This window comes from Micromonospora sp. IBSANI012 (assembly GCF_052814045.1).
In genome coordinates, this window is the sequence record NZ_CP199933.1 from 427,247 (window position 1) to 452,141 (window position 24,895).

22 protein-coding genes are annotated in these 24,895 nt (G+C 71.9%); 17 read left to right on the forward strand and 5 right to left on the reverse strand.

Annotated features, from left to right (window positions below; all coding sequences use genetic code 11):
• The first annotated feature begins 2 nt into the window (after positions 1-2).
• From ACTWM8_RS02120 to ACTWM8_RS02185, 14 genes are all read left to right on the forward strand, one after another.
• Positions 3-680: a NuoB/complex I 20 kDa subunit family protein gene (locus tag ACTWM8_RS02120; protein WP_088959278.1), complete on the forward strand. Its 678-nt coding sequence runs from the start codon at positions 3-5 to the stop codon at positions 678-680.
• Positions 677-1,414, forward strand: coding sequence for an NADH-quinone oxidoreductase subunit C (locus ACTWM8_RS02125; RefSeq protein ID WP_446212312.1), 738 nt, complete (start codon positions 677-679; stop codon positions 1,412-1,414). Before ACTWM8_RS02120 ends, ACTWM8_RS02125 begins: the two co-directional genes overlap by 4 nt.
• Positions 1,411-2,736, forward strand: a complete 1,326-nt coding sequence (locus ACTWM8_RS02130) for an NADH-quinone oxidoreductase subunit D (RefSeq protein ID WP_446212313.1) — start codon at positions 1,411-1,413, stop codon at positions 2,734-2,736. Before ACTWM8_RS02125 ends, ACTWM8_RS02130 begins: the two co-directional genes overlap by 4 nt.
• The gene (nuoE, locus tag ACTWM8_RS02135) at positions 2,733-3,875 is read left to right on the forward strand and encodes an NADH-quinone oxidoreductase subunit NuoE (RefSeq protein WP_446212314.1); all 1,143 of its coding nucleotides are present in this window, start codon (positions 2,733-2,735) and stop codon (positions 3,873-3,875) included. Before ACTWM8_RS02130 ends, nuoE begins: the two co-directional genes overlap by 4 nt.
• Entirely contained in the window at positions 3,872-5,188 is a 1,317-nt protein-coding gene (nuoF, locus tag ACTWM8_RS02140) for an NADH-quinone oxidoreductase subunit NuoF (RefSeq protein ID WP_446212315.1), read from the forward strand. Before nuoE ends, nuoF begins: the two co-directional genes overlap by 4 nt.
• A complete protein-coding gene (locus tag ACTWM8_RS02145; RefSeq protein WP_446212316.1) occupies positions 5,188-7,701 on the forward strand; it encodes an NADH-quinone oxidoreductase subunit G in 2,514 nt (837 codons plus the stop codon). Before nuoF ends, ACTWM8_RS02145 begins: the two co-directional genes overlap by 1 nt.
• Positions 7,698-9,050 carry an NADH-quinone oxidoreductase subunit NuoH gene (gene nuoH, locus ACTWM8_RS02150; protein WP_446212317.1) on the forward strand — a complete coding sequence of 451 codons (1,353 nt, stop codon included), beginning with the start codon at positions 7,698-7,700 and terminating at the stop codon, positions 9,048-9,050. The genes ACTWM8_RS02145 and nuoH overlap by 4 nt, the downstream gene beginning before the upstream one ends.
• Before the next feature lies 1 nt (position 9,051).
• Complete coding sequence (gene nuoI / locus ACTWM8_RS02155) at positions 9,052-9,708, forward strand: NADH-quinone oxidoreductase subunit NuoI (protein WP_446212318.1); 657 nt, start codon at positions 9,052-9,054, stop codon at positions 9,706-9,708.
• Positions 9,705-10,475, forward strand: a complete 771-nt coding sequence (locus ACTWM8_RS02160) for an NADH-quinone oxidoreductase subunit J (RefSeq protein WP_446212319.1) — start codon at positions 9,705-9,707, stop codon at positions 10,473-10,475. Before nuoI ends, ACTWM8_RS02160 begins: the two co-directional genes overlap by 4 nt.
• Positions 10,472-10,771 (forward strand): NADH-quinone oxidoreductase subunit NuoK, encoded by a 300-nt coding sequence (nuoK, locus tag ACTWM8_RS02165; RefSeq protein ID WP_088959269.1) that lies wholly within the window; start codon positions 10,472-10,474, stop codon positions 10,769-10,771. The genes ACTWM8_RS02160 and nuoK overlap by 4 nt, the downstream gene beginning before the upstream one ends.
• An 11-nt stretch (positions 10,772-10,782) precedes the next feature.
• A complete protein-coding gene (nuoL, locus tag ACTWM8_RS02170; RefSeq protein WP_446212320.1) occupies positions 10,783-12,708 on the forward strand; it encodes an NADH-quinone oxidoreductase subunit L in 1,926 nt (641 codons plus the stop codon).
• Between the two features lie 64 nt (positions 12,709-12,772).
• Positions 12,773-14,305, forward strand: a complete 1,533-nt coding sequence (locus tag ACTWM8_RS02175) for an NADH-quinone oxidoreductase subunit M (RefSeq protein ID WP_154940345.1) — start codon at positions 12,773-12,775, stop codon at positions 14,303-14,305.
• Complete coding sequence (gene nuoN, locus ACTWM8_RS02180; protein ID WP_446212321.1) at positions 14,302-15,855, forward strand: NADH-quinone oxidoreductase subunit NuoN; 1,554 nt, start codon at positions 14,302-14,304, stop codon at positions 15,853-15,855. The genes ACTWM8_RS02175 and nuoN overlap by 4 nt, the downstream gene beginning before the upstream one ends.
• A 90-nt stretch (positions 15,856-15,945) precedes the next feature.
• On the forward strand, positions 15,946-17,031 hold the full coding sequence (locus ACTWM8_RS02185) for a polyprenyl synthetase family protein (protein ID WP_446212322.1): 1,086 nt from the start codon (positions 15,946-15,948) through the stop codon (positions 17,029-17,031).
• Between the two features lie 51 nt (positions 17,032-17,082).
• On the opposite strand, the gene ACTWM8_RS02190 is transcribed toward ACTWM8_RS02185, so the two are convergent.
• Complete coding sequence (locus ACTWM8_RS02190) at positions 17,083-18,267, reverse strand: MFS transporter (RefSeq protein WP_446212323.1); 1,185 nt, start codon at positions 18,265-18,267, stop codon at positions 17,083-17,085.
• Between the two features lie 156 nt (positions 18,268-18,423).
• Between ACTWM8_RS02190 and ACTWM8_RS02195 the strand changes: the two genes are divergently transcribed.
• The gene (locus ACTWM8_RS02195; RefSeq protein ID WP_446212324.1) at positions 18,424-19,206 is read left to right on the forward strand and encodes an IclR family transcriptional regulator; all 783 of its coding nucleotides are present in this window, start codon (positions 18,424-18,426) and stop codon (positions 19,204-19,206) included.
• 212 nt (positions 19,207-19,418) lie between these two features.
• On the opposite strand, the gene ACTWM8_RS02200 is transcribed toward ACTWM8_RS02195, so the two are convergent.
• Positions 19,419-21,539 carry a PhoX family protein gene (locus ACTWM8_RS02200; protein ID WP_446212325.1) on the reverse strand — a complete coding sequence of 707 codons (2,121 nt, stop codon included), beginning with the start codon at positions 21,537-21,539 and terminating at the stop codon, positions 19,419-19,421.
• Positions 21,540-21,773: 234 nt separating this feature from the next.
• Here ACTWM8_RS02200 and ACTWM8_RS02205 point away from each other — a divergent pair, with 234 nt between their 5' ends.
• Complete coding sequence (locus ACTWM8_RS02205) at positions 21,774-22,268, forward strand: sigma-70 family RNA polymerase sigma factor (protein WP_088959261.1); 495 nt, start codon at positions 21,774-21,776, stop codon at positions 22,266-22,268.
• Positions 22,265-22,963, forward strand: coding sequence for an anti-sigma factor family protein (locus tag ACTWM8_RS02210; RefSeq protein WP_446212326.1), 699 nt, complete (start codon positions 22,265-22,267; stop codon positions 22,961-22,963). Before ACTWM8_RS02205 ends, ACTWM8_RS02210 begins: the two co-directional genes overlap by 4 nt.
• 7 nt (positions 22,964-22,970) lie before the next feature.
• On the opposite strand, the gene rarD is transcribed toward ACTWM8_RS02210, so the two are convergent.
• The 3 genes from rarD to ACTWM8_RS02225 form a co-directional block, all read right to left on the reverse strand.
• On the reverse strand, positions 22,971-23,891 hold the full coding sequence (gene rarD / locus ACTWM8_RS02215) for an EamA family transporter RarD (protein ID WP_446212327.1): 921 nt from the start codon (positions 23,889-23,891) through the stop codon (positions 22,971-22,973).
• Positions 23,888-24,373, reverse strand: a complete 486-nt coding sequence (locus ACTWM8_RS02220) for a GNAT family N-acetyltransferase (protein ID WP_446212328.1) — start codon at positions 24,371-24,373, stop codon at positions 23,888-23,890. The genes rarD and ACTWM8_RS02220 overlap by 4 nt, the downstream gene beginning before the upstream one ends.
• Positions 24,374-24,485: 112 nt before the next feature.
• On the reverse strand, positions 24,486-24,872 hold the full coding sequence (locus ACTWM8_RS02225) for a phage holin family protein (protein ID WP_446212329.1): 387 nt from the start codon (positions 24,870-24,872) through the stop codon (positions 24,486-24,488).
• Positions 24,873-24,895: the final 23 nt, after the last annotated feature.

Genomic DNA, 24,895 nt, shown 5'->3' on the forward strand with positions numbered 1-24,895 from the left:
AGATGGGCATCGAGGAGAAGCTCCCCGCCGGCGTCCTGCTCACCTCCGTGGAGAAGCTGGTCAACTGGTCGCGGAAGTCGTCCGTCTGGGGCGCCACCTTCGGCCTGGCCTGCTGCGCCATCGAGATGATGGCCGCCGGTGGCCCGCACTACGACATGGGCCGCTGGGGCATGGAGGTCTTCCGGGCCTCGCCGCGTCAGGCCGACCTGATGATCGTGGCCGGCCGGGTGAGCCAGAAGATGGCTCCGGTCCTGCGCCAGATCTACGACCAGATGGCGGAGCCCCGCTGGGTGCTCTCCATGGGCGTCTGCGCCAGCAGCGGCGGCATGTTCAACAACTACGCGATCGTCCAGGGCGTCGACCACGTGGTGCCGGTGGACATGTACCTCCCCGGCTGCCCGCCTCGGCCCGAGATGCTCATCGACGCGATCCTCAAGCTCCGCGAGAAGATCATGTACGAGCCGCTGGGCGCGAACGGCCGCAAGATGCTCCAGGCCCGCCAGGAGCGCGGCGACGTCCCGGTCGTGCCGTACGGCTCGATGCCGTCCTCGTACCGCAACGACAAGGCCCGGCGTGCCGAGTGGACGAAGGCCGTCCGCGAGGGGCGCGAGGAGCAGCTGCGGATCGAGAACTGGATGAACGCCCAGAACCACCTCCACGCGCACGGGGGCCCGAAGTGACCGCACCGAACGACAGGACCAACGACGGCGGGGTGCCGGTACCGGTCACCCCGGCGGGGGCCAGCAGCGGCGCCCCTGCCGAGCACCCGCCGTCCAGCCCGGCCGGCCGAGGCATGTTCGGCAACCAGGGCAGCGGTGACGTCTCCGGCTACGGCGGCCTGGTCCGCCAGCGCCGGCCGATCGAGGAGACCCCCCGGCCGTACGGCGGGTACTTCGACGAGGTCCGCGACGCGCTGGAGGAGGCGTACCCCGCCTTCGGCGACGCGATCGAGAAGGTCGTCGTCGACCGCGGCGAGCTGACCCTGCACGTCCGCCCGGAGCGGATCGCCGAGGTCTGCCAGGTGATGCGGGACGACCTGGCGCTGCGCTTCGAGCTCTGCTCCTCGGTCTCCGGTGTGGACTACCTCGGCGCCGACGACCGGCGGCTGCACGTCGTCTACCAGCTCACCTCGATGACCTACCGGCGTCGGGTCCGGCTGGAGGCCGCGGTCTCCGCCGAGCAGCCGCACCTGCCGAGCGTCACCGCCGTCTACCCGACCGCCGACTGGCAGGAGCGGGAGGCGTACGACATGTTCGGCATCGTCTTCGACTGCCACCCCAACCTCACCCGGATCCTGATGCCGGACGACTGGGAGGGGCACCCGCAGCGCAAGGACTACCCGCTCGGCGGCGTGCCCGTCGAGTACAAGGGCGCGGAAATTCCACCGCCGGACCGTAGGAGGTCCTACCAGTGACCACGTCCAACTACGCGACCGAGCGCGAGACCACCGAGGGCAGGGTCTTCACCGTCACCGGTGGGGACTGGGACCAGGTCGTCGCCGGCACCGACCCGATCAACGACGAGCGGATCGTCGTCAACATGGGTCCGCAGCACCCGTCGACGCACGGCGTGCTCCGGCTGATCCTGGAGCTGGAGGGCGAGACGGTCCGCGAGGCCCGCTCGGTCGTCGGCTACCTGCACACCGGCATCGAGAAGAACCTCGAATACCGCAACTGGGTCCAGGGCTCGACCTTCGTGACCCGGATGGACTACCTCGCCCCGCTGTTCAACGAGACGGCGTACGCGCTGGCGGTGGAGAAGCTGCTCGGCATCACCGACGAGGTGACCGAGCGGGCCACCACCATCCGGGTCCTGATGATGGAGCTCAACCGGATCTCCTCGCACCTGGTCTGGCTGGCGACCACCGGCATGGAGCTGGGCGCGATCTCGATCATGCTGTACGGCTTCCGCGAGCGGGAGTACATCCTCGACATCTTCGAGACCATCACCGGCCTGCGGATGAACCACGCGTACGTCCGGCCGGGCGGGGTGGCGCAGGACGTGCCGGACGCCGCGATCGTCAAGATCCGCGACTTCCTCAAGATGATGCCGAAGAAGCTCAAGGAGTACGAGGACCTCCTCTCCGGCCAGCCGATCTGGGTCGAGCGGACGAAGAACGTCGCGGTGCTGGACGTGACCGGCTGCGTCGCGCTCGGCGTGACCGGCCCGGTGCTCCGCTCCGCCGGCCTGGCCTGGGACCTGCGCAAGACCATGCCGTACTGCGGGTACGAGACGTACGAGTTCGACGTCCCGACCCACCCCGACGGCGACGTCTGGGGCCGCTACCAGGTCCGGCTCGCCGAGATCCGCGAGTCGCTGAAGCTGGTCGAGCAGGCGCTGGACCGGTTGAAGCCGGGCCCGGTGATGGTCGCCGACCGCAAGATCGCCTGGCCGGCGCAGCTGGCCATCGGCGTGGACGGCATGGGCAACTCGCTGGAGCACGTCGCCAAGATCATGGGTCAGTCGATGGAGTCGCTGATCCACCACTTCAAGCTGGTCACCGAGGGCTTCCGGGTTCCTCCGGGCCAGGTGTACGTCGGCATCGAGTCGCCCCGCGGCGAGCTGGGCGTGCACGCGGTCTCCGACGGTGGCACCCGGCCCTACCGGGTGCACTACCGGGAGCCGAGCTTCGTCAACCTGCAGGCCCTCCCGGCGATGGCCGAGGGCGGCCTGATCGCCGACGTGATCGCCGGTGGCGCCTCGCTGGACCCCGTGATGGGTGGATGTGACCGATGACGACTTTCACTGAGCAGACCCGGGAGCGGGCGCGCGAGATCATCGCCCGGTACCCGGCCGACCGGTCCCGGTCGGCGCTGCTGCCGCTGCTGCACCTGGTGCAGTCCGAGGAGGGCTACGTCTCCCCGGCCGGCGTCGAGTTCTGCGCCGAGGTGCTCGGGCTGAACAAGGCCCAGGTCGGCGCCGTGGCGACCTTCTACACCATGTACAAGCGCAAGCCGACCGGCGACTTCCTGGTCAGCGTCTGCACCAACACCATGTGCAACGTGCTCGGCGGCCAGGAGGTCTACGACACCCTCGCCGAGCACCTGGGCGTCGGGCACGACGAGACCACCGCCGACGGCAAGATCACCCTGGAGCACGCCGAGTGCCTCGCGGCCTGCGACTACGGCCCGGTGATGACCGTCAACTACGACTTCTTCGACGGCGTCGACCCGCAGGGCGCGCTCGGGGTGGTCGAGGAGCTGCGCGCCGGTGGCCGGCCGATGCCGACCCGGGGCGCCCGGCTCTGCACGCTCAAGGAGATGGCGGTGCAGCTCGCCGGTTTCGCCGACGAGCGCGAGGGCGCGGTCGCCGACGGCGGGCCGGGCGAGCCGACCCTGCGCGGCCTGCGCCTGGCCGAGCAGCACGGGATCTCGGTGCCCGGCTTCGACCCGAACACTCCGATCCGGAGCAAGGCCGAGGCCGACAAGGCCGCCGCGCAGGCGAAGGCCGCGGAAGCCGCCAAGGCCGAGCCCGCCGCCGCGCCCGCGAGCGGCAACGGCGCCAAGCCGGGTACGCCCGGCAACGCCGGCGTCGGCGAGCCGGCTCCCGCCGCCGCGGCCAGCGGCAGCACCGCCCCGGACGTGAAGGCGCCGGACGACAAGTCGCCGCAGGTGCGTACCGCCGAGACCCGGCAGCCCGACGCGCAGACCGCCGTGCCGGACGCCCCGGGCACCAAGGTCCCGACGGACAACACCGCGCCGGCGCCGCGCGACGCGCAGAAGGCGGAGGCCGCCGGCGTGGCGACCAACCCGCCGGCCGGCGACGGCAAGCCCGCCGGCGACGAGGCCGGTGCGCAGCAGCGCAACCTCAAGGAAGCGGAGGCGGGAGCCAACGCCAGCCCCGCCGTCGCGAGCGAAACAGGGGGCCAGAAGTGACCACGCCTCGGCCGGAGACGCTGGCCAAGCTCACGCCGGTGCTCACCAAGCGCTGGCTGTCGCCGGACGCCTGGCAGCTCGGCACCTACGAGAAGCTCGACGGCTACGCTGCGCTGCGCAAGGCGCTCAGGGCGCACCCGGACGACCTGATCCAGCTGATCAAGGACTCCGGCCTGCGCGGCCGTGGCGGCGCCGGCTTCCCCACCGGTCTCAAGTGGGGGTTCATCCCGCAGGGCGACGGCAAGCCGCACTACCTGGTGGTCAACGCCGACGAGGGCGAGCCGGGCACCTGCAAGGACCTGCCGCTGATGACGCACGACCCGCACTCGCTGGTCGAAGGCGTGATCATCGCGTCGTACGCGATCCGGGCCAACCGGGCCTACATCTACATCCGGGGCGAGGCGGTGCACGCCGCGCGCCGGCTGCGCAACGCCGTGCAGGAGGCGTACGCCAAGGGCTACCTCGGGCGCGACATCCAGGGCAGCGGCTTCGACCTCGACCTGGTGGTGCACTCCGGCGCCGGGGCGTACATCTGCGGTGAGGAGACCGCGCTGCTGGACTCGCTGGAGGGCTTCCGGGGCCAGCCCCGGCTGCGCCCGCCGTTCCCGGCGACCCACGGCCTGTACGCCAGCCCGACCGTGGTCAACAACGTCGGCACCATCGCCAGCGTGCCGTACATCGTGTTGGGCGGCGCGGACTGGTGGAAGACCATGGGCACGGAGAAGTCCTCCGGCCCGATGATCTACTCGCTCTCCGGCCGGATCGCCAACCCGGGCCAGTTCGAGTGCTCGATGGGGATCACCCTGCGGGAGCTGATCGAGCTGGCCGGCGGCATGCAGCCCGGGCACAACCTGCGGTTCTGGACGCCGGGCGGCTCGTCGACGCCGCTGCTGACCGCCGAGCACCTGGACCTGCCGCTGGACTTCGAGGGGGTGGCGGCGGCCGGCTCGATCCTGGGCACCACGGCCACCCAGATCTTCTCCGACCAGGACTGCCCGGTCTACGCGACCTACCGGTGGCTGGAGTTCTACCACCACGAGTCGTGCGGCAAGTGCACCCCGTGCCGCGAGGGCAACTACTGGATGGTCCGGGTCTACCGGCGGATCCTCGCCGGTCAGGGCACCCACGAGGACCTGGACACCCTGCTCGACACCTGCGACAACATCCTGGGCCGTTCGTTCTGCGGCCTGGGTGACGGTGCGACCAGCTCGGTGACCTCGTCGCTGAAGTACTTCAAGCAGGACTACCTCGACTACATCGAGGGACGTACCGCGCCGAAGCTGTCGGACAAGCAGTTGGTGGGAGCGCACTGATGACTGACGTCGTAAAGGCCCCCGACACCGTCACGCTCACCATCGACGGCGTCGAGGTCACCGCCCCCAAGGGGGCGCTGCTGATCCGGGTCGCCGAGCAGTTGGGCACCGAGATCCCGCGCTTCTGCGACCACCCGCTGCTGGCCCCGGCCGGCGCCTGCCGGCAGTGCCTGGTCGAGGTGGAGGGGCAGCGCAAGCCGGTCGCCTCCTGCACCCAGACCGTCGCCGACGGCATGGTGGTACGCACCCAGCTCACCTCACCGGTCGCCAAGAAGGCGCAGGAGGGGGTCATGGAGCTGCTGCTGCTCAACCACCCCCTCGACTGCCCGATGTGCGACAAGGGCGGCGAGTGCCCGCTGCAGAACCAGGCCATGTCCACCGGCCGCACCGACTCCCGGTTCCACGAGCACAAGCGGGAGTACGAGAAGCCGATGCCGATCAGCACCCAGGTGCTGCTCGACCGCGAGCGCTGCGTGCTCTGCCAGCGCTGCACCCGGTTCTCCGAGGAGATCGCCGGCGACAAGTTCATCGACCTGATGGGCCGGTCGTCCGCCGAGGAGATCAACATCTACCGGGACGACGCGTACGGCGCGGAGTCCGGGGACGACAGCGGCGACGTGCCGTTCAACTCCTACTTCTCCGGCAACACCGTGCAGATCTGCCCGGTGGGCGCGCTGACCGGCGCGCAGTACCGATTCCGGGCCCGCCCGTTCGACCTGGTCTCCAGCCCGAGCGTCTGCGAGCACTGCTCGGCCGGTTGCGCCCAGCGCACCGACTGGCGGCGGGGCAAGGTGCTGCGCCGGCTGGCCGGCGACGACCCGGCGGTGAACGAGGAGTGGAACTGCGACAAGGGCCGGTGGGGCTTCCAGTACACCCGCGCCTTCGACCGGCTCAGCACCCCGCTGGTCCGCGACGAGCGCACCGGTGAGCTGCGCGAGGCGTCCTGGAGCGAGGCGCTGACCCGGGCCGCCGAGGGGCTGCGCGACGCCCGGGACTCCGGCCGGGGCACCGCGGTGCTGACCGGTGGCCGGCTGACCGTCGAGGACGCCTACGCGTACGCGAAGTTCGCCCGGGTCGCGCTGCACACCAACGACATCGACTTCCGGGCCCGGCCGGTCTCCCGCGAGGAGGCCGACTTCCTGGCCAGCACCGTCGCCGGGGCCACCGAGGTGACCTACGCCGACGTGGAGAAGGCGCCCGCGGTGGTGCTGGTCGGCCTGGAGCCGGAGGAGGAGTGCCCGATCCTCTTCCTGCGGCTGCGCAAGGCGTACCTGAAGAAGAAGCTGACGGTCTACGCGATCGCCCCGTTCGCCACCCGTGGCCTGGAGAAGCTCGGGGCCAAGCTGGCCCGGGTGGTGCCGGGCGAGGAGGCGAGCGTGCTCGCCGAGCACGACACGGTGGCCGAGGCGCTCAGCGCCGAGGGCGCCATCCTCTTCGTCGGCGAGCGGCTGGCCACCGTGCCGGGCGCGCTCTCCGCCGCGGCGGACGTGGCCCGGCGTACCGGGGCGAAGCTGGCCTGGGTGCCGCGGCGCGCGGGTGACCGCGGCGCGGTCGACGCGGGCTGCCTGCCCAACCTGCTGCCCGGTGGGCGTCCGGTCACCGAGCCGGCCGCCCGCGCCGAGCTCGGCGAGACCTGGGACATCCCGGCCGGGGTGATCCCCAGCCAGGCCGGGCGGGACACCGACCAGATCGTCGCGGCGGCCGCCAACGGCCAGCTCGGCGCCCTGGTGGTGGCCGGGGTGGACCCGGCCGACCTGGCCGACCCGCGCCTGGCCGAGCAGGCCCTGGACGCGGTGCCGTTCCTGGTCAGCCTGGAGCTGCGCAACTCGGCGGTGGCTCGCCGGGCGGACGTGGTCTTCCCGGTCGCCCCGGTGGTCGAGAAGGCCGGCAGCTTCCTGGACTGGGAGGGCCGGCTGCGCACCTTCGAGGCGGTGCTGAACACCGCCGCGATGACCGACGGCCGGGTGCTGGACGCCCTCGCCGCGCAGCTCGACGTCCGGCTGGGCACCGGTGACGTGCCGAGCGTCCGCCGCGAGCTGGGTGGCCTGCCGCCGACCCGGGTCGAGCGTCCGGCCGCGCCGTCCGTCGCGCCGGCCACGGTGCCGCAGCCCGGCGCCGGCGAGGCCGTGCTGGCCACCTGGCACCAGCTGATCGACCTGGGCAGCCTGACCGACGGCGACGAGCACCTCGCCGGCACCGCCCGCCCGCCGGTGGTCCGGCTGGGCAAGGGCACCGCCGAGACGCTCGGCGTCGCCGACGGCGACCCGGTGACGGTGGGCACCGACCGGGGGGCGCTGACCCTGCCGGCGGAGATCACCGAGATGCCGGACGGCGTCGTCTGGCTGCCGACCAACTCACCCGGTTCGACCGTCCGGCGCAGCCTCGGGGCGACGTCCGGCGCGGTCGTACGGATCTCCGTTCCCGCCACCGGCACGGCCATCCCGGCCGGGCGGGTCGCGGCGGACGAGACCGACCGTCCGGGTCCGCTCCTCAACGCTGGGGGTAACCAGTGAGCGCGCTCTACCTCGCGCAGGACCCGACGCTGGCCGACTTCGGCAAGGACCCGTGGTGGCTGGTCCTTGGCAAGATCGTCTTCGCCTTCGCCTTCGGCCTGCTGGCCACGCTGCTCGGCGTCTGGTTCGAGCGGCGGGTCGTCGGCTACATGCAGGTCCGGCCCGGCCCCAACCAGGTCGGCCCGTTCGGCCTGCTGCAGACGCTCGCCGACGGCCTGAAGATGGCCTTCAAGGAGGACATCCTCCCGCGGGCCGCGGACAAGGTCGTCTACTTCTTCGCGCCGACCATCTCGGTGATCTGCGCGGTCACCGCGCTGTCGGTGGTGCCGTTCGGCCCGATGGTGAGCATCTTCGGCCACTGGACGCCGTTGCAGGTCACCGACGTGCCGGTGGCGGTGCTGGTGCTGCTGGCCTGCTCCTCGATGGGCATCTACGGCATCGTGCTCGGCGGCTGGGCCTCCGGCTCGACGTACCCGCTGCTGGGCGGCCTGCGCTCCAGCGCCCAGATGATCTCGTACGAGGTCGCGATGGGGCTGAGCATCGTGGCGGTGTTCATGACCGCCGGCACGATGTCGACCAGCGGGATCGTCGCCGCCCAGGCGAACGGCACCCAGCTCAGCATCGGCGGCCTCGACCTCCCGGCCCCCGGCTGGTACGCGATCCTGCTGCTGCCCAGCTTCATCATCTTCTTCATCTCCACCGTCGGTGAGACCAACCGGGCGCCGTTCGACCTGCCCGAGGCGGAGTCCGAGCTGGTCGCGGGCTTCATGACCGAGTACAGCTCGCTGAAGTTCGCGCTCTTCATGCTCTCCGAGTACGTCTCGATGGTGACCATGTCCGCGGTCACCACGACGCTCTTCCTCGGCGGCTGGCGGGCACCCGCGCCGATCACCACCTTCTGGGCCGGGGCCAACTCCGGTTGGTGGCCGATGCTCTGGTTCTTCGGCAAGGTGCTGATCCTGGTCTTCGTCTTCGTCTGGCTCCGGGGCACGCTGCCCCGGCTCCGCTACGACCAGTTCATGCGCTTCGGCTGGAAGGTCCTGCTCCCGATCAATCTGGTCTGGATCCTGGTCCTGTCCGGGCTGCGCTCGATCGAGGACTGGCAGTCCCGGGACCGGCTGCTCGCCACCGCCATCGGCGCGGGCGTGCTGCTGCTGGTGACGCTCTTCTGGCCGAGCCGCCGGCAGGAGCGGAAGCCGACCGTGCAGGAACAGGTCAACAGTCGGCCGCACGGCAGCTTCCCGCTGCCCCCGATGGACCTTCAGGTACCACCGAGCCCGCGCACCAAGCGCGTGGTCGCCGAGCGGGAGCCGGCCAACATCGCCGGCTCGGACTCCAGGGAGGTGTGACGTGGGCGCGATCACCGGAACGTTCAAGGGCTTCGGTGTCACCTTCTCGCACATGTTCAGGAAGGTCGTCACCACCGACTACCCGTTCAAGCCGCCGGTGTCGGCGCCGCGCTACCACGGGCGGCACATCCTCAACCGGCACCCGGACGGCCTGGAGAAGTGCATCGGCTGCGAGCTGTGCGCCTGGGCCTGCCCGGCGGACGCGATCTACGTCGAGGGTGGCGACAACACCGACGAGCAGCGCTTCTCGCCGGGTGAGCGGTACGCCAGCGTCTACCAGATCAACTACGCCCGGTGCATCTTCTGCGGGCTCTGCATCGAGGCCTGCCCGACCCGTTCGCTCACCATGAGCAACGAGTACGAGCTGGCCCGGGACAACCGGCAGGATCTGATCTTCACCAAGGAGCAGCTGCTCGCGCCGCTGCTCGAGGGCATGGAGCAGCCGCCGCACCCGATGCGGCTGGGCGACAGCGAGAAGGACTACTACGTCGGCGCGCTGACGAACCCGGGCACCTCGGCCGGTGCCGAGCACGCGGCCAACAGCCCGGGCCGGTACCAGGTGGAGGAGCACCCCGGGGTGACCTTCCCCGGCGCCGAGCAGCACGCCCAGCGGGCCGCCGCCAACGGGTCCGCGGCAGGCAAGGGAGCGGGAGCATGACCACGCAGACGGTGCTCGCCGCGGCGGGCCAGGTGTCCGGCGGCGAGGAGGTCACCTTCTGGATCCTCGCCCCGCTCGCGCTGATCGGCGCGATCGGCATGGTCTGGGCCCGCAACGCCGTGCACTCGGCGCTCTGGCTGGTGCTGACCATGCTCTGCCTGGGCGTGTTCTACGTGCTCCAGGCGGGTCCGTTCATCGGCATGGTGCAGATCATCGTCTACACCGGCGCGATCATGATGCTCTTCCTCTTCGTGCTGATGCTGGTCGGCCGGGACGCCTCCGACTCGCTGATCGAGACGCTGCGCGGCCAGCGGGTCGCCGCGGTGCTGCTCGGCCTCGGCTTCGCCGGCCTGGTCGGCACCGGCCTCTACCGGGCGCTCGACGGGGTCACCGCGGTCGGCCTGGAGCAGGCCAACGCCGAGGGGAACGTCCAGGGCATCGCCCGGCTGCTCTTCACCAAGTACGTCTTCGCCTTCGAGCTGACCTCCGCGCTGCTGATCACGGCGGCCGTGGGCGCGATGGTGCTGGCGCACATCGAGCGGCGCCGGGAGGACAAGATGGACCAGATCGCCACCATGCGGTCCCGGTTCCGCCCCGGCAACTACCCCGGTCCGAAGCCCGGGCCCGGCGTCTTCGCCACCTCATCCTCGGTGGCCACCCCGGCCCGCCTGCCCGACGGCCGGCTGTCCGACCGCAGCACCCCGGCGATCCTTCCGCAGCGGGAGCTGACCGCCGAGGAGACCACGCTGAAGGGGACGGACAAATGACGCCGGACTACTACCTGATCCTCGCCGCCGTGCTCTTCACCATCGGCGCCGTCGGCGTGCTCGTGCGGCGCAACGCGATCGTGCTGTTCATGTGCGTCGAGCTGATGCTCAACGCGGCCAACCTGACGCTGGTCACCTTCAGCCGGATCAACGGTGACCTCAACGGCCAGATCATGGCGTTCTTCGTGATGGTGGTGGCCGCGGCCGAGGTCGTGGTCGGGCTCGCGATCATCATGTCGATCTTCCGGACCCGGCGCTCCGCGAGCGTCGACGACGCCAACCTGCTGAAGTACTGAGGGGCCCTGCGGTGGAAGAGACTGTGGAATACGCCCACGCCACGGGCCTGCTGAGCAGCGTCTGGCTGCTGGTGGCGATCCCGCTGGTCAGCGCGGCGATCCTGCTGCTGCTCGGCCGGCGGGCCGACCGCTGGGGGCACTGGCTCGGCGTGGCCGCCATCGGCGCCGCGTTCGTGCTGGGGCTCAGCTACTTCTTCCAGCTCCGCGGCCTGGACAACAAGTCCGTCGAGCTGAGCCTGTGGGACTTCATCACGGTCGGCAACCTGAAGGTGGACTTCGGTCTGCTCTTCGACCCGCTGGCCGCGGTCTTCGTCCTGCTGATCACCGGGGTGGGTTTCCTGATCCACCTCTACGCGGTCGAGTACATGGCGCACGACGAGGGCCGGCGACGGTTCTTCGGGTACTTCAACCTCTTCGTCGCCGCGATGCTGCTGCTGGTGCTCGGCAACAACTACGTGATGCTCTACTTCGGCTGGGAGGGCGTCGGTCTGGCGTCGTACCTGCTGATCTCCTTCTGGTATGGGCGGCCGAGCGCGGCCACCGCCGGCAAGAAGGCGTTCCTGATGAACCGGGTCGGCGACGCCGGCCTGGCGATCGGCATCTTCATCATGTTCGCCACCCTCGGCACCACCCAGTACGACGAGGTCTTCAACGGCGTCGGCGCCCTGGCCAGCGGCACCGTGCTGGCACTGGGCCTGCTGCTGCTGCTCGGCGCGGCCGGCAAGTCCGGCCAGTTCCCGCTCCAGGCCTGGCTGCCGGACGCGATGGAGGGCCCGACCCCGGTGTCGGCGCTCATCCACGCCGCCACCATGGTCACCGCCGGCGTCTACCTGATCGCCCGGTCCAACCCGATCTTCACCGCCAACGCCACGCTCCAGCTCGTGGTGGTGAGCGTCGGCGCGCTGACCCTGCTGATGGGCTGCGTCATCGGCGCCGCCAAGGACGACATCAAGCGGGTGCTGGCCTGGTCGACGGTGAGCCAGATCGGCTACATGTTCCTCGGCGTCGGGCTGGGTGGCGCGGCGTACGCGCTGGCCATCGTGCACCTGCTGGCGCACGGCTTCTTCAAGGCCAACATGTTCCTCGGCGCCGGGTCGGTCATGCACGGCATGAACGACCAGGTGGACATCCGTCGCTTCGGCGGCCTGTCGAAGTACATGAAGGTCACCTGGATCACCTTCATGATGGGCTGGCTCGCCATCATCGGCATGTTCCCGTTCTCCGGCTTCTTCTCCAAGGAGCCGATCATCGTGGCGGCCTTCGAGCGGGAGGGCTGGACGGCCTGGCTCTTCGGTGGCGCCGCGCTGCTCGGCGCCGGGCTGACCGCGTTCTACATGACGCGGCTGTTCGTGCTCACCTTCCACGGGCCGAAGCGGTGGACCGAGGACATCGAGCACCCGCACGAGTCGCCGAAGCTGATGACGATCCCGCTGATCCTGCTGGCGATCGGCTCGGTCGGCGCCGGCTTTTTGCTGGCCACCTCCGTACCGGACTGGCTCACCGCCACCGCCGGGCTGGGCGGCCAGGAGGAGGGGCACGAGGCGGTCCTCGCGCACTGGGTGATCACCGCGCTCTCGCTGCTGGTCACGGTCCTCGGCGCCGGGCTCGCCTGGATGCTGTTCCGCAACGGCACGGCCACCGCGCCGCAGCCGGCCGGCGTGCTGGTCACCGCGGCCCGACGCAACCTCTACACCGACGCCTTCAACGAGGCGGTCTTCGAGAAGCCGGGCATCTTCCTCACCCGGGCGCTGGTCTTCCTCGACAACCGGGGCGTCGACGGGCTGGTCAACGGCCTCGCCGCGGCGGTCGGCGGTGGCTCGGGCCGGCTCCGGCGGCTGCAGACCGGCTTCGTCCGGTCGTACGCGACGTCCATCCTCGCCGGCGCGCTGCTCGTGATGGCGGCGTTCCTGGCCGTGCAGGCGGGGTGGCTGGCGTGATCGACCTCTTCCCGGCCGCCCCCGCCGGCGGACCACGCAGTGACGACGGAGGTAAGGCCGAATAATGTCCAACTTCCCGTTCCTCTCGGTGCTGACCGTGGCACCGCTGGTCGGCGCCCTGGTGGTGGCCTTCCTGCCGCGCCGCCGGCCGGAGCTGGCCAAGCAGGTGGCGTTCGGCTGGTCGCTGCTGGTGCTGGTGCTCTCCGTGGTCATGTGGGTCTCGTTCCAGGCCGACGGCGACCGGCTCCAGTTCCGCGAGTCGTACGCCTGGATCCCGACCTGGGGCGTCAACTTCACCTTCGCCGCCGATGGCATCGCGCTGGTCATGCTGATGCTGATCGCGGTGCTGGTGCCGCTGGTGATCCTGGCCTCCTGGCACGACGCCGAGTCGTCGAAGCGGTCGGTGCCGGTCTACTTCGCCCTGCTGCTGGTCCTCGAGTGCACGATGATCGGCGTCTTCGCCGCCGCCGACGTCTTCCTGTTCTACGTGTTCTTCGAGGTCATGCTGGTGCCGATGTACTTCCTGATCGGCAGCTACGGCGGCCACCAGCGGCAGTACGCGGCGGTGAAGTTCTTCCTCTACTCGCTCGTCGGCGGGCTGTTCATGCTCGCCGCGGTGATCGGCCTCTGGGTGGTCGGCGGGAAGACCTTCGACTGGCAGGCGCTGACCCAGGTGGACATCTCCACCGGCACCGAGCGCTGGCTCTTCCTCGGCTTCTTCCTCGCCTTCGCGATCAAGGCGCCGTTCTTCCCGTTCCACACCTGGCTGCCGGACGCCGGTGGCGCCGCCCCGGCCGGGGCCGCCGCCCTGCTGGTCGGCGTGCTCGACAAGGTCGGCACCTTCGGCATCCTGCGCTACTGCCTGCCGCTGTTCCCCGAGGCGTCGAAGTGGTTCGCCCCGTGGGCGCTGGCGCTGGGCCTGATCGGCATCATCTACGCGGCGCTGCTCGCGGTCGGCCAGTCCGACCTGAAGCGGCTGGTGTCGTACACGTCGATCGCGCACTTCGGCTTCATCGGCGTCGGCATCTTCGCCTTCACCACCCAGGCCGGCACCGGTGCGGTGCTCTACATGCTCAACCACGGCCTCGCCACCGGCCTGCTCTTCCTGGTGGTGGGCATGCTGATCGCCCGCCGCGGCTCGGCCCTGATCAAGGACTTCGGCGGGGCGGGCAAGCTGGTGCCGCTGCTGGCCGGGGTGCTCTTCTTCGCCGGTCTGGCCTCCCTGGCCCTGCCCGGTACCGCGCCGTTCGTCTCCGAGTTCCTGGTGCTGATCGGCACCTTCACGGTGAACAAGCCGGTCGCGGTGATCGCCACGCTCGGCATCATCCTGGCCGCCGCGTACGTGCTCTGGATGGTGCAGCGCACCACGCAGGGCACGCTCAACCCGGAGCTGACCGAGGTCGAGGCCATGCGCCGTGACCTCAGCCTGCGCGAGAAGGTCGTGGTCGCACCGCTGATCGCCCTGATCGTGCTGCTCGGCTTCTACCCCAAGCCGGTCACCGACGTCATCAACCCCGCCGTCCAGGCGACCATGAACGACGTCGGCCGGACCGATCCCGCCCCGACGGTCGGCAGCGTCCAGGAGGCCGCAAAATGACCGAGCTGAAGTTGCCGTCGATCGACTACGCGGCGCTCGCTCCGATCCTGATCATGCTGGGCGTCGCCCTGCTCGGCGTGCTGGTGGAGGCCTTCGTGCCGCGCCGCCGGCGGCACGTCGTGCAGCTCTCGCTCGCCCTGCTGGCGGTGCTCGCCGCGCTGGTGATGACGGTGCTGAACGCCGACGACCGGCTGCTCACCGCCGGTGGGGCGATCGCGGTGGACGGCCCCACGCTGTTCCTCCAGGGCGCCATTCTGGTGCTCGCCGCGATGGCGCTGCTGCTGATCGGTGACCGCACGGTGGAGCGGGGCGGGGCGTTCGTCGCCCAGGCCGCGGTCACCGCCGAGTCGGCCGACGACCGGCGGCAGGCCGAGGGGAGCAACGGCGCCACCGAGGTCTACCCGCTGACCACCTTCGCGATCGGCGGCATGCTGATCTTCGTGGCGGCGAACGACCTGCTGACCATGTTCATCGCGCTGGAGGTCTTCTCGCTCCCGCTCTACCTGCTCTGCGCGCTGGCCCGTCGCCGGCGGCTGCTGAGCCAGGAGGCGGCGATGAAGTACTTCCTGCTCGGGGCGTACGCGTCGGCGTTCTTCCTGTTCGGCGTGGCGCTGATCTACGGCTTCACCGCCGGCATGCCGGGCCGGTCGGCCGGCGTCGACTTCGCCACCGTGCACGCCGCGGTGAAGGAGTCGCCCGCCAGCCAGGTGCTGCTCTTCGCCGGGATGGCGCTGCTCGCCATCGGCCTGCTCTTCAAGGCCGCCGCCGCGCCGTTCCACGTCTGGACCCCGGACGTCTACCAGGGCGCCCCGACGCCGGTCACCGGCTTCATGGCGGCCTGCACCAAGGTGGCCGCCTTCGGTGCCCTGCTGCGGGTGTTCCACGTGGCGTTCGCCGACGCGGCCTGGGACTTCACCCCGGTCCTCGGGGCGGTCGCGGTGCTCACCATGCTGGTCGGCGCGGTGCTGGCGGTCACCCAGACCGACATCAAGCGGCTGCTGGCGTACTCCTCGATCGCCAACGCCGGCTACCTGCTGGTCGGTGTGCTTGCGCCGACCGGCGAGGGCGTCTCCGGCACGATGTTCTACCTGGCCGCGTACGGCTTCTCGGTGCTCGCCGCGTTCGCCGTGGTGACCCTGGTCCGGGACGCGGACGGCGAAGCCACCCACCTGTCCCGCTGGGCCGGGCTGGGCCGCCGGTCGCCGTTCTACGCCGGGATCTTCACCTTCATCCTGCTGGCCTTCGCCGGTATCCCGCTGACCAGCGGCTTCACCAGCAAGTTCGCGGTCTTCGGCCCGGCGCTGGAGGCCGGTCACGCCTGGCTGGTGGTGGCCGGCGTGCTGACCAGCATGGTGCTGGCCTTCCCGTACCTGCGCGTCGTGGTGATGATGTGGCTCTCCGAGCCGGGCGAGAGCACCCCGACCGTCACCGTGCCGGGCGGGTTGACCGCGACCGCGCTCATGATCGGCGTGGTGGCCACCCTGGTCCTGGGCGTGGCCCCGGCTCCGCTGCTCGACCTGGCCACGGACGCCGCAGCGTTCGTACGGTGAGACGTCTGCTTGAGGGCGCGGGGCCGGTGCGCGTGGCGCGCCGGCCCCGCGCCTGTATCCCCGCTCCGGAGCAGGTCGAACGGGTGTGGCATGGTTGAAGGCGTGGTGATTCCGGCTGGCGAGCGTTCAGGCGCCGTCGGCTCCGGCGGTCGTCGGAGCCGGGCGGGCACGAGTCAGGTCGGCGCGCTCGGGGTGCATCTCACCGATCCGCGCGTCGAGGCCTCCGTGCTGGACGTGCTCGACGGCGTCGAGGCCGAGCTGCGGGCCAGTGTGGCCAGCGCCGACCCGTTCGTCACCGAGGCCGCCCGGCACCTGGTGGAGGCCGGCGGCAAGCGGTTCCGGCCGCTGCTGGTGGCGTTGGGGGCGCAGTTCGGCGACCCGACGGACGCGCAGGTCGTCCCGGCCGCCGTGGTGGTGGAGCTCACCCACCTGGCGACGCTGTACCACGACGACGTGATGGACGAGGCCGCCGTGCGGCGGGGGGCCCCGAGCGCCAACTCCCGCTGGACCAACTCGGTGGCGATCCTGGTCGGCGACTACCTCTTCGCCCGCGCCGCGGACCTCGCTGCCGACCTGGGCACCGAGGCCGTCCGCCTCCAGGCGCGCACCTTCGCCCGCCTGGTGCACGGCCAGATCGCCGAGACCGTCGGCCCCCGGGCCGGCGAGGACCCGGTGGCGCACTATCTGCACGTGATCGCCGAGAAGACCGGCTCGCTGATCGCCACCTCGGCCCGCTTCGGCGGCCTGTTCGGCGGGGCGTCGGCGGAGCACACCGAGGCCCTCGCGGGCTACGGCGAGACCATCGGGGTCGCCTTCCAGCTCTCCGACGACCTGCTCGACATCGCCAGCGAGTCGGTGCAGTCGGGCAAGACGCCCGGCACCGACCTGCGCGAGGGCGTGCCGACGCTGCCGGTGCTCTACGCCCGGGCGGCCGACGACTCCGACGCCGCCTCGGTGCGGCTGCGGGAGATCCTGGCCACCGGCCCGCTGGTCGACGACGCCCTGCACGCCGAGGCGCTCGGCCTGCTCCGCGAGTCCCCGGCGCTCAAGCGGGCCCGGGAGACCGTCCGCAGCTACGCCGAGGGCGCCCGCGCCCAGCTCGCCCCGCTGCCGCAGGGCCCCGCCCGCGGTGCCCTCGAATCCCTCTGCGACTACATCGCCGACCGCACCAGCTGACCGCTCCCGCCCGAGAGCCGCTCCACAGACCGATCCCGCACGGGTCGCAGGTCAGGGGGTGCGGGTCAGCATCCGGCTGCCGAGCAGCATGAACGCGGCGGCGGCCAGCATTGCGACGGCGGCGGTGAGCCACATCGTCGGATAGCCGGCAGCACTGGCGGTGGCGCCCAGGGCGAGCGGGCCGAGACAGCCGCCGGCGTACACCCCGGTCTGGGTGATCGAGGTGGCGGCGGCCGGGGCCTGCGGGTGCAGCCTGACCACCGCGAAGTTCATCAGCCCCGGCCACGCCCAGCCCAGGCCGAAGCCGAGCACCACGCCGACCACCAGCGGCACCGCGCCGCTCAGGGCGAGCAGCCCCAGCCCGACCGCGCCCACCACCAGCATCCCGGCGATCACCGCCACGTGCCCGTCGGCCCGCCGGTCGGCGAGCCAGCCGGCCCCGATGCGGGCGGTGACGCAGACCGCGCTGCCCAGGGTGAGGGTCAGTCCCGCCAGCCCCGGCGCGAGGCCGCGCGCCACCGACGAGTCCACCACGAAGGTGCCCAGCGCGTTGGCGGCCGCCGCGGCGAGGGTCGCCGCCACGCCGACCACCACCAGGGCCGCGGTGGCCCGCCCGCCGCGCGCCCCGGCGGCCTTCCCGGCCGGTCCGGCCTGCCCCGGGGGTACGGCGGGCAGGGCGGCCAGTGCGGCCCCGGCGGCCGCCACGAACGCCCAGCGCCAGCCGGCGGTGAGCGCGATGGTGGGCACCGCCGCGCCGGCCAGCAGGGTGGAGACCGGAATGGCCGCCTGCTTCACCCCGAAGGAGAGGCCCTGCCGCCGGGCCGGCACGTGCCGGGCCAGCGCCGCGTTGCTGGCGAGCTGCCCGAGCGCGTTCGCCGCGGCGCTCAGCCCGAGCAGGGCCACCAGCACCGGGTACGACCGGGCCAGCACCGCGATGGCGAACAGGGAACCGGCGGCCAGCAGGATGCCGGCCCGGGCCACCACCGCCGGGCCGTACCGCTCGACCAGCCGGCCGGACGGCACCGAGGCCAGCGCGCTGATGCCGAAGTAGACCGAGACGGCCAGACCCAGACCGGCGGGGGAGAAGCCGAGATCGTCACCCATCTGTACGGCCAGGCCGCCGACGAGGAACACCGGCAGGACCGAGGCGACGGTGGTGGCGATGGCGCCGGCGCCGGCCCGCAGCGGGGGTACGGCCGGCGGGCGGGGCGAGGGAGTGAGTGCGGTGTCGGTCATGGTCTGGCCAACCTACGTGAGCCCAGCTCACGGGGGCCCGGCGTGTCGCAGCGATACACGCCACGTGCGGTCTGATCTGGAATCCTCGACCCGAACGGGCGTTCCGTCCCCGGGAGGTTTTTCATATGGTGTAAGTCCCCGGCTGCGGAGGTGGTTGTGCGCGACCCCCTGGCGGAGCCTTCGGATCTCATCCGGAGCGTCTCCCGCGCGCTACGCGTGCTCGAGTCGGTCGGTCGCGCCCCCAAGGGGCTGACCGTCAAACAGATCGCCCGGCGGTGCGAGCTGACCGTCGCGACGACCTACCACCTGGTCCGCACCCTCGCCTACGAGGGCTACGTGATCCGGCGGGAGGACGGCACCTACATCGTGGGGCTGGAGGTCGCCGACCGGTACCGGGAGCTGGTGACCGCGTTCCGGGGGCCGCCGGCGGTCGGGGAGACGCTGCGCCGGGCCGCCGCCGACACCGGCTGGAGCCACTACCTGGGCCGCTTCGTCGGCGGGCAGGTGGCGGTCACGGCGGTCGCCGAGGGGCCGCGCTCGCCGTACCTGGAGGACCTGGTCCCCGGCTTCGACGAGGGGGCGCACGCCACCGCGCTCGGCAAGTGCCTGCTGGCCACCCTCACCGCCGAGCAGCGCTTCCGCTACCTGCGCGAGTACGGCATGCGCCCGTTCACCACGGCCACCCTGACCAGCGTCGAGGCGTTCGAGGCGGACCTGGCCGCCGGGGACCGGCGCGGCATGCAGTTGGAGCTGGGGCAGTTCCGGCAGGGGGTGGCCTGCGCGGCGGTGCTGGTCACCCCGGACAAGGACATGGAACGCCGGATCGCGCTGGCCTGCGCGCTGCCGGCCAGCGAGATGATGACCTCGGCCCGGGTGGTCCGGGCCAAGTTGCTCACCGTCGCCCGCGCCGTCGCCGACGGCATCGCCGCCGACACCTGACCGCCCCGGCCGCTCCGCCCCGCCCCGCGCCTGCCCGGCCCGCGTTGATCGACTCCATGTCGCCGAACTGGCGGCATCCCACTGCACCCGATGCCGCCATGTCGCCGACCTGGAGTCGATCAACCCCCGCCCGGACGTCGGAAGGGCCCCGTCCCTGGCGGGGAGCGGGGCCCTTCGACCGGTGGCCCAGCGCCGGGCCACCGAGGGGAACGTCAGCTGCCGATCGGGCCGCCGTCCAGCCGCCAGGTGACGACCACGCCCGGCTTGGCGTAGTCGCCGTCCGGCCAGGTGGACGCCGGCTTCTCCACGGAGGCGCCGGTGATCTCACCGGGGTGCTGCACGGCCACGAAGACCGAGCGGTTGTCGCCGGTGATGAACGGGCCGCAGGTCTCCGCGCCGACCGGCACGGTGAGGAACTGCTTGAGGTGCCCCCGCTCCGGACCCTCGACCGCGGTGGCGAAGAGGCCGTCGTTGCTGCCCAGCGCGTTGCCGTCGGTGGAGATCCAGAGGTTGCCGGCGGCGTCGAAGGCGACGTTGTCCGGGCAGGAGATCGGCGAGACCTTGGTCTTGTCGTACCCGGCGAAGTAGGTCGACGGGTCGGTCGGGTCGCCGGCGACGATCGGCAGCGACCAGGCGAAGCTCTCCGCCGTGTTGTCGCCCCGGTCCTCGACCAGCTCCAGGATCTGGCCGTGCTTGTTGAGGTTGCGCGGGTTGACCTCGTCGGCCGGCGCCTTGCCCGGCTTGCCCCGGTCGGGGTTGTTGGTCAGCGCCACGTACACCTTGCCGGTGAGCAGGCTCGGCTCGACGTCCTCCGGCCGGTCCATCTTGGTCGCGCCGACCTTGTCCCCGGCGAGCCGGGTGAAGGTGAGCACGTCCGCGGCGGTCATCCCGTCGACGTACGAGCGGTTGCCGCTGACCAGCTTGATCCACCGGCCCTGGCCGTTGAACGCGCCGTCGGCCGGGAGCTTGCCCGAGCCGTCGATCTCGGCGGCGCTGGTCTGCTCGAACTGCGCCACGTAGAGCGTGCCGGACTCCAGCAGGGTCAGGTTGTGCTTGCGGGCCACCCACGAGTCGCCCGGCAGGAACTTCTTGTCCGAGACGAACTTGTAGAGGTAGTCGAAGCGCTCGTCGTCGCCCATGTACGCGACCACGTGCCCGCTCTTCGCCACGATGACGTTGGCGCCCTCGTGCTTGAACCGGCCCAGCGCGGTGTGCTTGCGCGGGCGGCTCTCCGGGTCGAACGGGTCGATCTCCACGATCCACCCGAAGCGGTGCGCCTCGTTCGGGTGCTTCGACAGGTCGAAGCGCTCGTCGGCCCGCTCCCACTTGCGGCTGCCGCTGGGGTAGCGGGCGGTGGTGGTGATGCCGTAGCGGGCCAGCTTCGGCTTCAGCTCCTCCGGGGCGGCGTCCGCCCCGACGAAGTACTGGTTGAAGTTCTCCTCGCCGGAGAGCACCGTGCCCCACGGGGTGACGCCGCCGGCGCAGTTGTTCAGCGTGCCGACGACCGTACGACCCTTCGGGTCGGCGGCAGTGCGCAGCCAGGCCGAGCCGGCGGCCGGGCCGGTCAGCTCGAACTTGGTGCCCAGCGCGGTGACCCGCCGGTTGTACGGCCGGCGGCCACCCGCGACCGGACGCCACTGCCCGGTGCCGTCGACCCGCTCCAGCTCCACCACGGACATGCCGTGCGCGGCCATCGCGGTGCGCAGCTGCTCCACGGTCAGCGCGTCCAGGCCGGTGAAGCCGGGGAACATCAGGTCCTCGTTGGTGTACTCGTGGTTGACCACGAGCAGCGCCCGCCGGCCCCGCCGGTCCAGCGGCAGCACCCCGACGAAGTCGTTGTTGTAGCCGAACTGCTTCGACTGCGCGGCGGCGTTCTGCCCGTGCAGGTCGAACTCGGGGGCGCCGGGGACCACCGGGTCGCCCCAGCGGATGACCACCGCGTGGTCGTACCCGTTGGGGACGACCAGGGTGTCGAGCTGGTTCGGCGGGATCGGCTTGAAGGTCAGCGCGCCGGTGGACGGCTGCGGGCTGCCGAAGTCGGTCACCTCGGGCACGACCGGCGTGCCGGGGGCGGCGGCGGCCGGGGCGGCACCGGCGAGCGCGCCGGCGGCCGCGCCGCCGAAGCCGAGCACCAGCGCGCCGACCGCGCCGGCCCGGACCACGCCGCGCCGGGACACCTCGGCCTCCACCAGGTCCCCGAAGTACGCGTTGTCGGAAGAATTGGGCACCGGGTGGTCGCAGGCGTTGCCGCACCGGTACAGACAGGTCATCGCATCGCGGCTGCCGTGGCGGGTGGCGCCCAGCAACGGGAGCAGCCGGGGACGGTCGCTCATTTCAGGAGCCTCCTGGAAGCAAGGTCGGTGGCACGCCGGATCCCCCGATCGACGTGCGTACGGGCCGGAGGCTGCCAGGGCGCGGTGAGCGGTCGCCGGACTCGGCGTGAACCGGATGTGAACAGCGGTCGCAGGTGAACCGATCGGCGTGACGGCGCGTATCCACGGGCGAACGCATTCGCCGCACTCGCCGCGGAGAGCGAGGGGATCACCATCAGCGACCACGACGCCCAACTGCTGCGCGCGCTGCACGACGAGCACGCGGAGGCGCTGTACGCGCACGCGCTCCGACTGGTCAACGGCGACCGCACCCGGGCCGAGGACCTGGTGCAGGAGACCCTGCTGCGGGCCTGGCGCCACCCCGAGTCGCTCGACCCGCGGCGCGGCTCCGTCCGTGCCTGGCTCTTCACCACGGCGCGGAACCTGGCGATCGACGCCTGGCGGCGCCGGTCCACCCGGGTCGGTGAGGTGTTCACCGACGACCTGCCCGAGCCGCCGGAGGCGGTCGACGAAGCGGAGCGCGCGGTGGAGGCGTGGACCGTCGCCGAGGCCCTGAACCGGCTCAGCCCCACCCACCGGGAGGTGCTGGTCGAGTGCTTCTACCAGGGCCGTTCGGTGGCCGAGGCCGCCGCCCGGCTGGGGGTGCCACCGGGGACGGTCAAGTCCCGCACGCACTACGCGCTGCGCTCACTACGGTTGGTCCTGGCCGAGATGGGGGTGACCGGATGACCCGCTGCGAGTTCGCGCACGACGACGGCGCGTACGTGCTGGGCGCCCTCGCTCCCGCCGACCGCGCCGCCTACGAGCGGCACCTGGCCGGCTGCGCGGCGTGCCGGGAGGCGGTCGCCGAGATCGCCGTGCTGCCCGGGCTGCTCGGCCGGCTCGACCCGGCCGCGCTGGACGAGTTCCTGCCCCCGCCGCAGGAGCCGAACCGGGTGCCTGCGCTGCTCTCCGCCGCGCGGGAGCGCCGGCGCCGGGAGCGGTCCGGCGCGCGCCGACGGTACGCGCTGACCGCCCTGGCCGCCGCCGCGCTCGCCCTGGTCGTGGGCGTCGGGGGCGCGGCCGTGCTGCGGCCTCCCACGCCGCCCGGGCCGACCGTCCAGGCGGTGCGGATGGTCGCCATGCAGCCGGTGGCGGCGAAGGCCCCGGTGCACGCGGAGATCGGGTTGACCGGCACCGACTGGGGCACCGAGGTCACCATGCGCTGCGGGTACGACGCGACCGCCGGCTACCACAAGGCGTACACGTTCCGGCTGGTGGCGCACGGCCCGGACGGCGCGACGGAGCAGATCGGCTCCTGGCTGGCCGCGCCCGGCGACGAGGTGCGCCTCAGCGGCGCGACCCGCTTCACCGACGCGGAGCTGGTCCGGTTGGAGCTGGTCCGCGCCGACGGCACCGCCGTGCTGGGCTACGACGTGCGCTGAGTTCCGGTCACCGCGTGGCGGTGACCGGGATCGGGGTGCGGGCGGCGGCCCGGGCGCGGCGGGTGTGCCGCACCGCGTCGACGGTGAAGACGATCAGCGCCACCCAGACCAGCGCGAAGCCGGCCAGCCGGGCCGGCGGCATCGGCTCGTGGAAGATCAGCACCCCGCAGCCGAGCTGGAGGATCGGCGCGAGGTACTGCAACATGCCCAGGCCCGACAGGGGAAGCCGGTTGGCCGCGCCGGCGAAGAGCAGCAGCGGGATGGCGGTGGCCGCGCCGGCGAGCACCAGCAGCAGGGTGTGCCCGAGCGAGACGTGCCCGAAGGTCGACTCGCCGCTTCGCGCCAGCCACCCCAGGTACGCCAGGGCGGGCAGCGCCAGCACCGCGGACTCGACGAAGAGCCCCTCCGCGGCGGGCAGCCCGAGCCGCTTCTTGACCAGGCCGTAGCCGGCGAAGCTGAACGCCAGCGTCAACGCCAGGTACGGCAGCCGGCCGTAGTCGACGGCCAGCACCACCACGGCCGCCGCGCCGACGCCGAGCGCCGCCCACTGCGCCGGGCGCAGCCGCTCGCGCAGCACGAAGACGCCGAGCAGCACCACGACCAGCGGGTTGATGAAGTACCCGAGAGCCGTCTCCACCACCCGGTCGGAGTTGACCCCGTAGATGTAGGTGCCCCAGTTCACCGCGATCAGCGCGGCCGCGACGACGATGGCGGCCAGCGTCCGGGGCCGGCGGGCCAGCGCGCGCAGGAAGCCGATGTTGCGCATCGCGGCCAGCAGCAGCGCGACGAAGACCACCGACCAGACGATCCGGTGGGCGAGGATCTCCACCGGTCCGGCCGGTCGCAGCAACTTCAGGTAGATCGGGAAGAAGCCCCAGAGCAGGTACGCGCCGAAGCCGTACAGGTAGCCGAGCCGGACTGCGTTCACCCCTCCACCGTAAGGGGCGCAGCGGGTGGGTGTTCCTTTCCGGTGACCGGCTTCACCGGACGGTGGTCCAACTCCATCCAGCGGTCCGGCGCGACCGGGCCGAAGCCGACCTTCGCGTACACCCCGTGGGCGTCGTGGGTGGCCAGCAGGATCCGGCGCACCCCCAGCCCGGCCAGGTGGTCCCGGACGGCGGTGGCCAGCCAGGTGCCCAGCCCGCGACCGCGCTCCGGCGGCGCGACGTAGACGTCGCAGAGCCAGGCGAAGGTGGCCCGGTCCGTGATCACCCGGGCCACCGCCACCTGCTCGCCCCCGGCGTAGACGCCGTACGGGATCGAGCCGGCGAAGGAGGCCGCCACCGTCTCCCGGCTCCGGCCGAGCGCCCAGTACGCGTCGGTGGAGAGCCAGCGGTGCACCCGGTCGAGGTCGAGCCGGTCGGGATCGGTGCTGAGCAGGTAGCCGTCGTCGCGGTTCAGGGTGAACACCCCGGCCACGCTAGCCGGGACGCCCCCGGCCCGCGCGAGCCAATTCCCGACCACTGGCCGCCGTTCCCGCCCGGGCGTCGCGCCTGCGCGTCCCGCCCGGGCGTCGCCGGGGTCAGTCGCGGTCGAGGATGGCGCCGAGGATCCAGGTCACGATGCTGACGAAGAGCGCGCCGAGCAGCGCCTCGGGCCAGAAGCTGTCGACGTGAAAGGGCAGCCCGGCCTCGCCGGCGATCCAGCTCGTCAGCAGGAAGAGCAGGCCGTTGACCACCAGCGCGATCAGGCCGAGGGTGAGCAGGTAGAAGCCGCAGCCGACGGACTTGATGATCGGCTGGAGCACCGCGTTGACCACGCCGAAGATCACCGCCACCAGCAGCAGCGTGGTGACCGTCTCGACGGCCGAGTCGGAGTCCAGGGTGATGCCCGGGATGAGCAGCGTCGCCAGCCAGAAGGCGACCGCCGTGGAGCCCAGCCGGATGAGGAGGCCCTTCAGAAAACCCATGGCGGGGATCGTGCCACGCACGG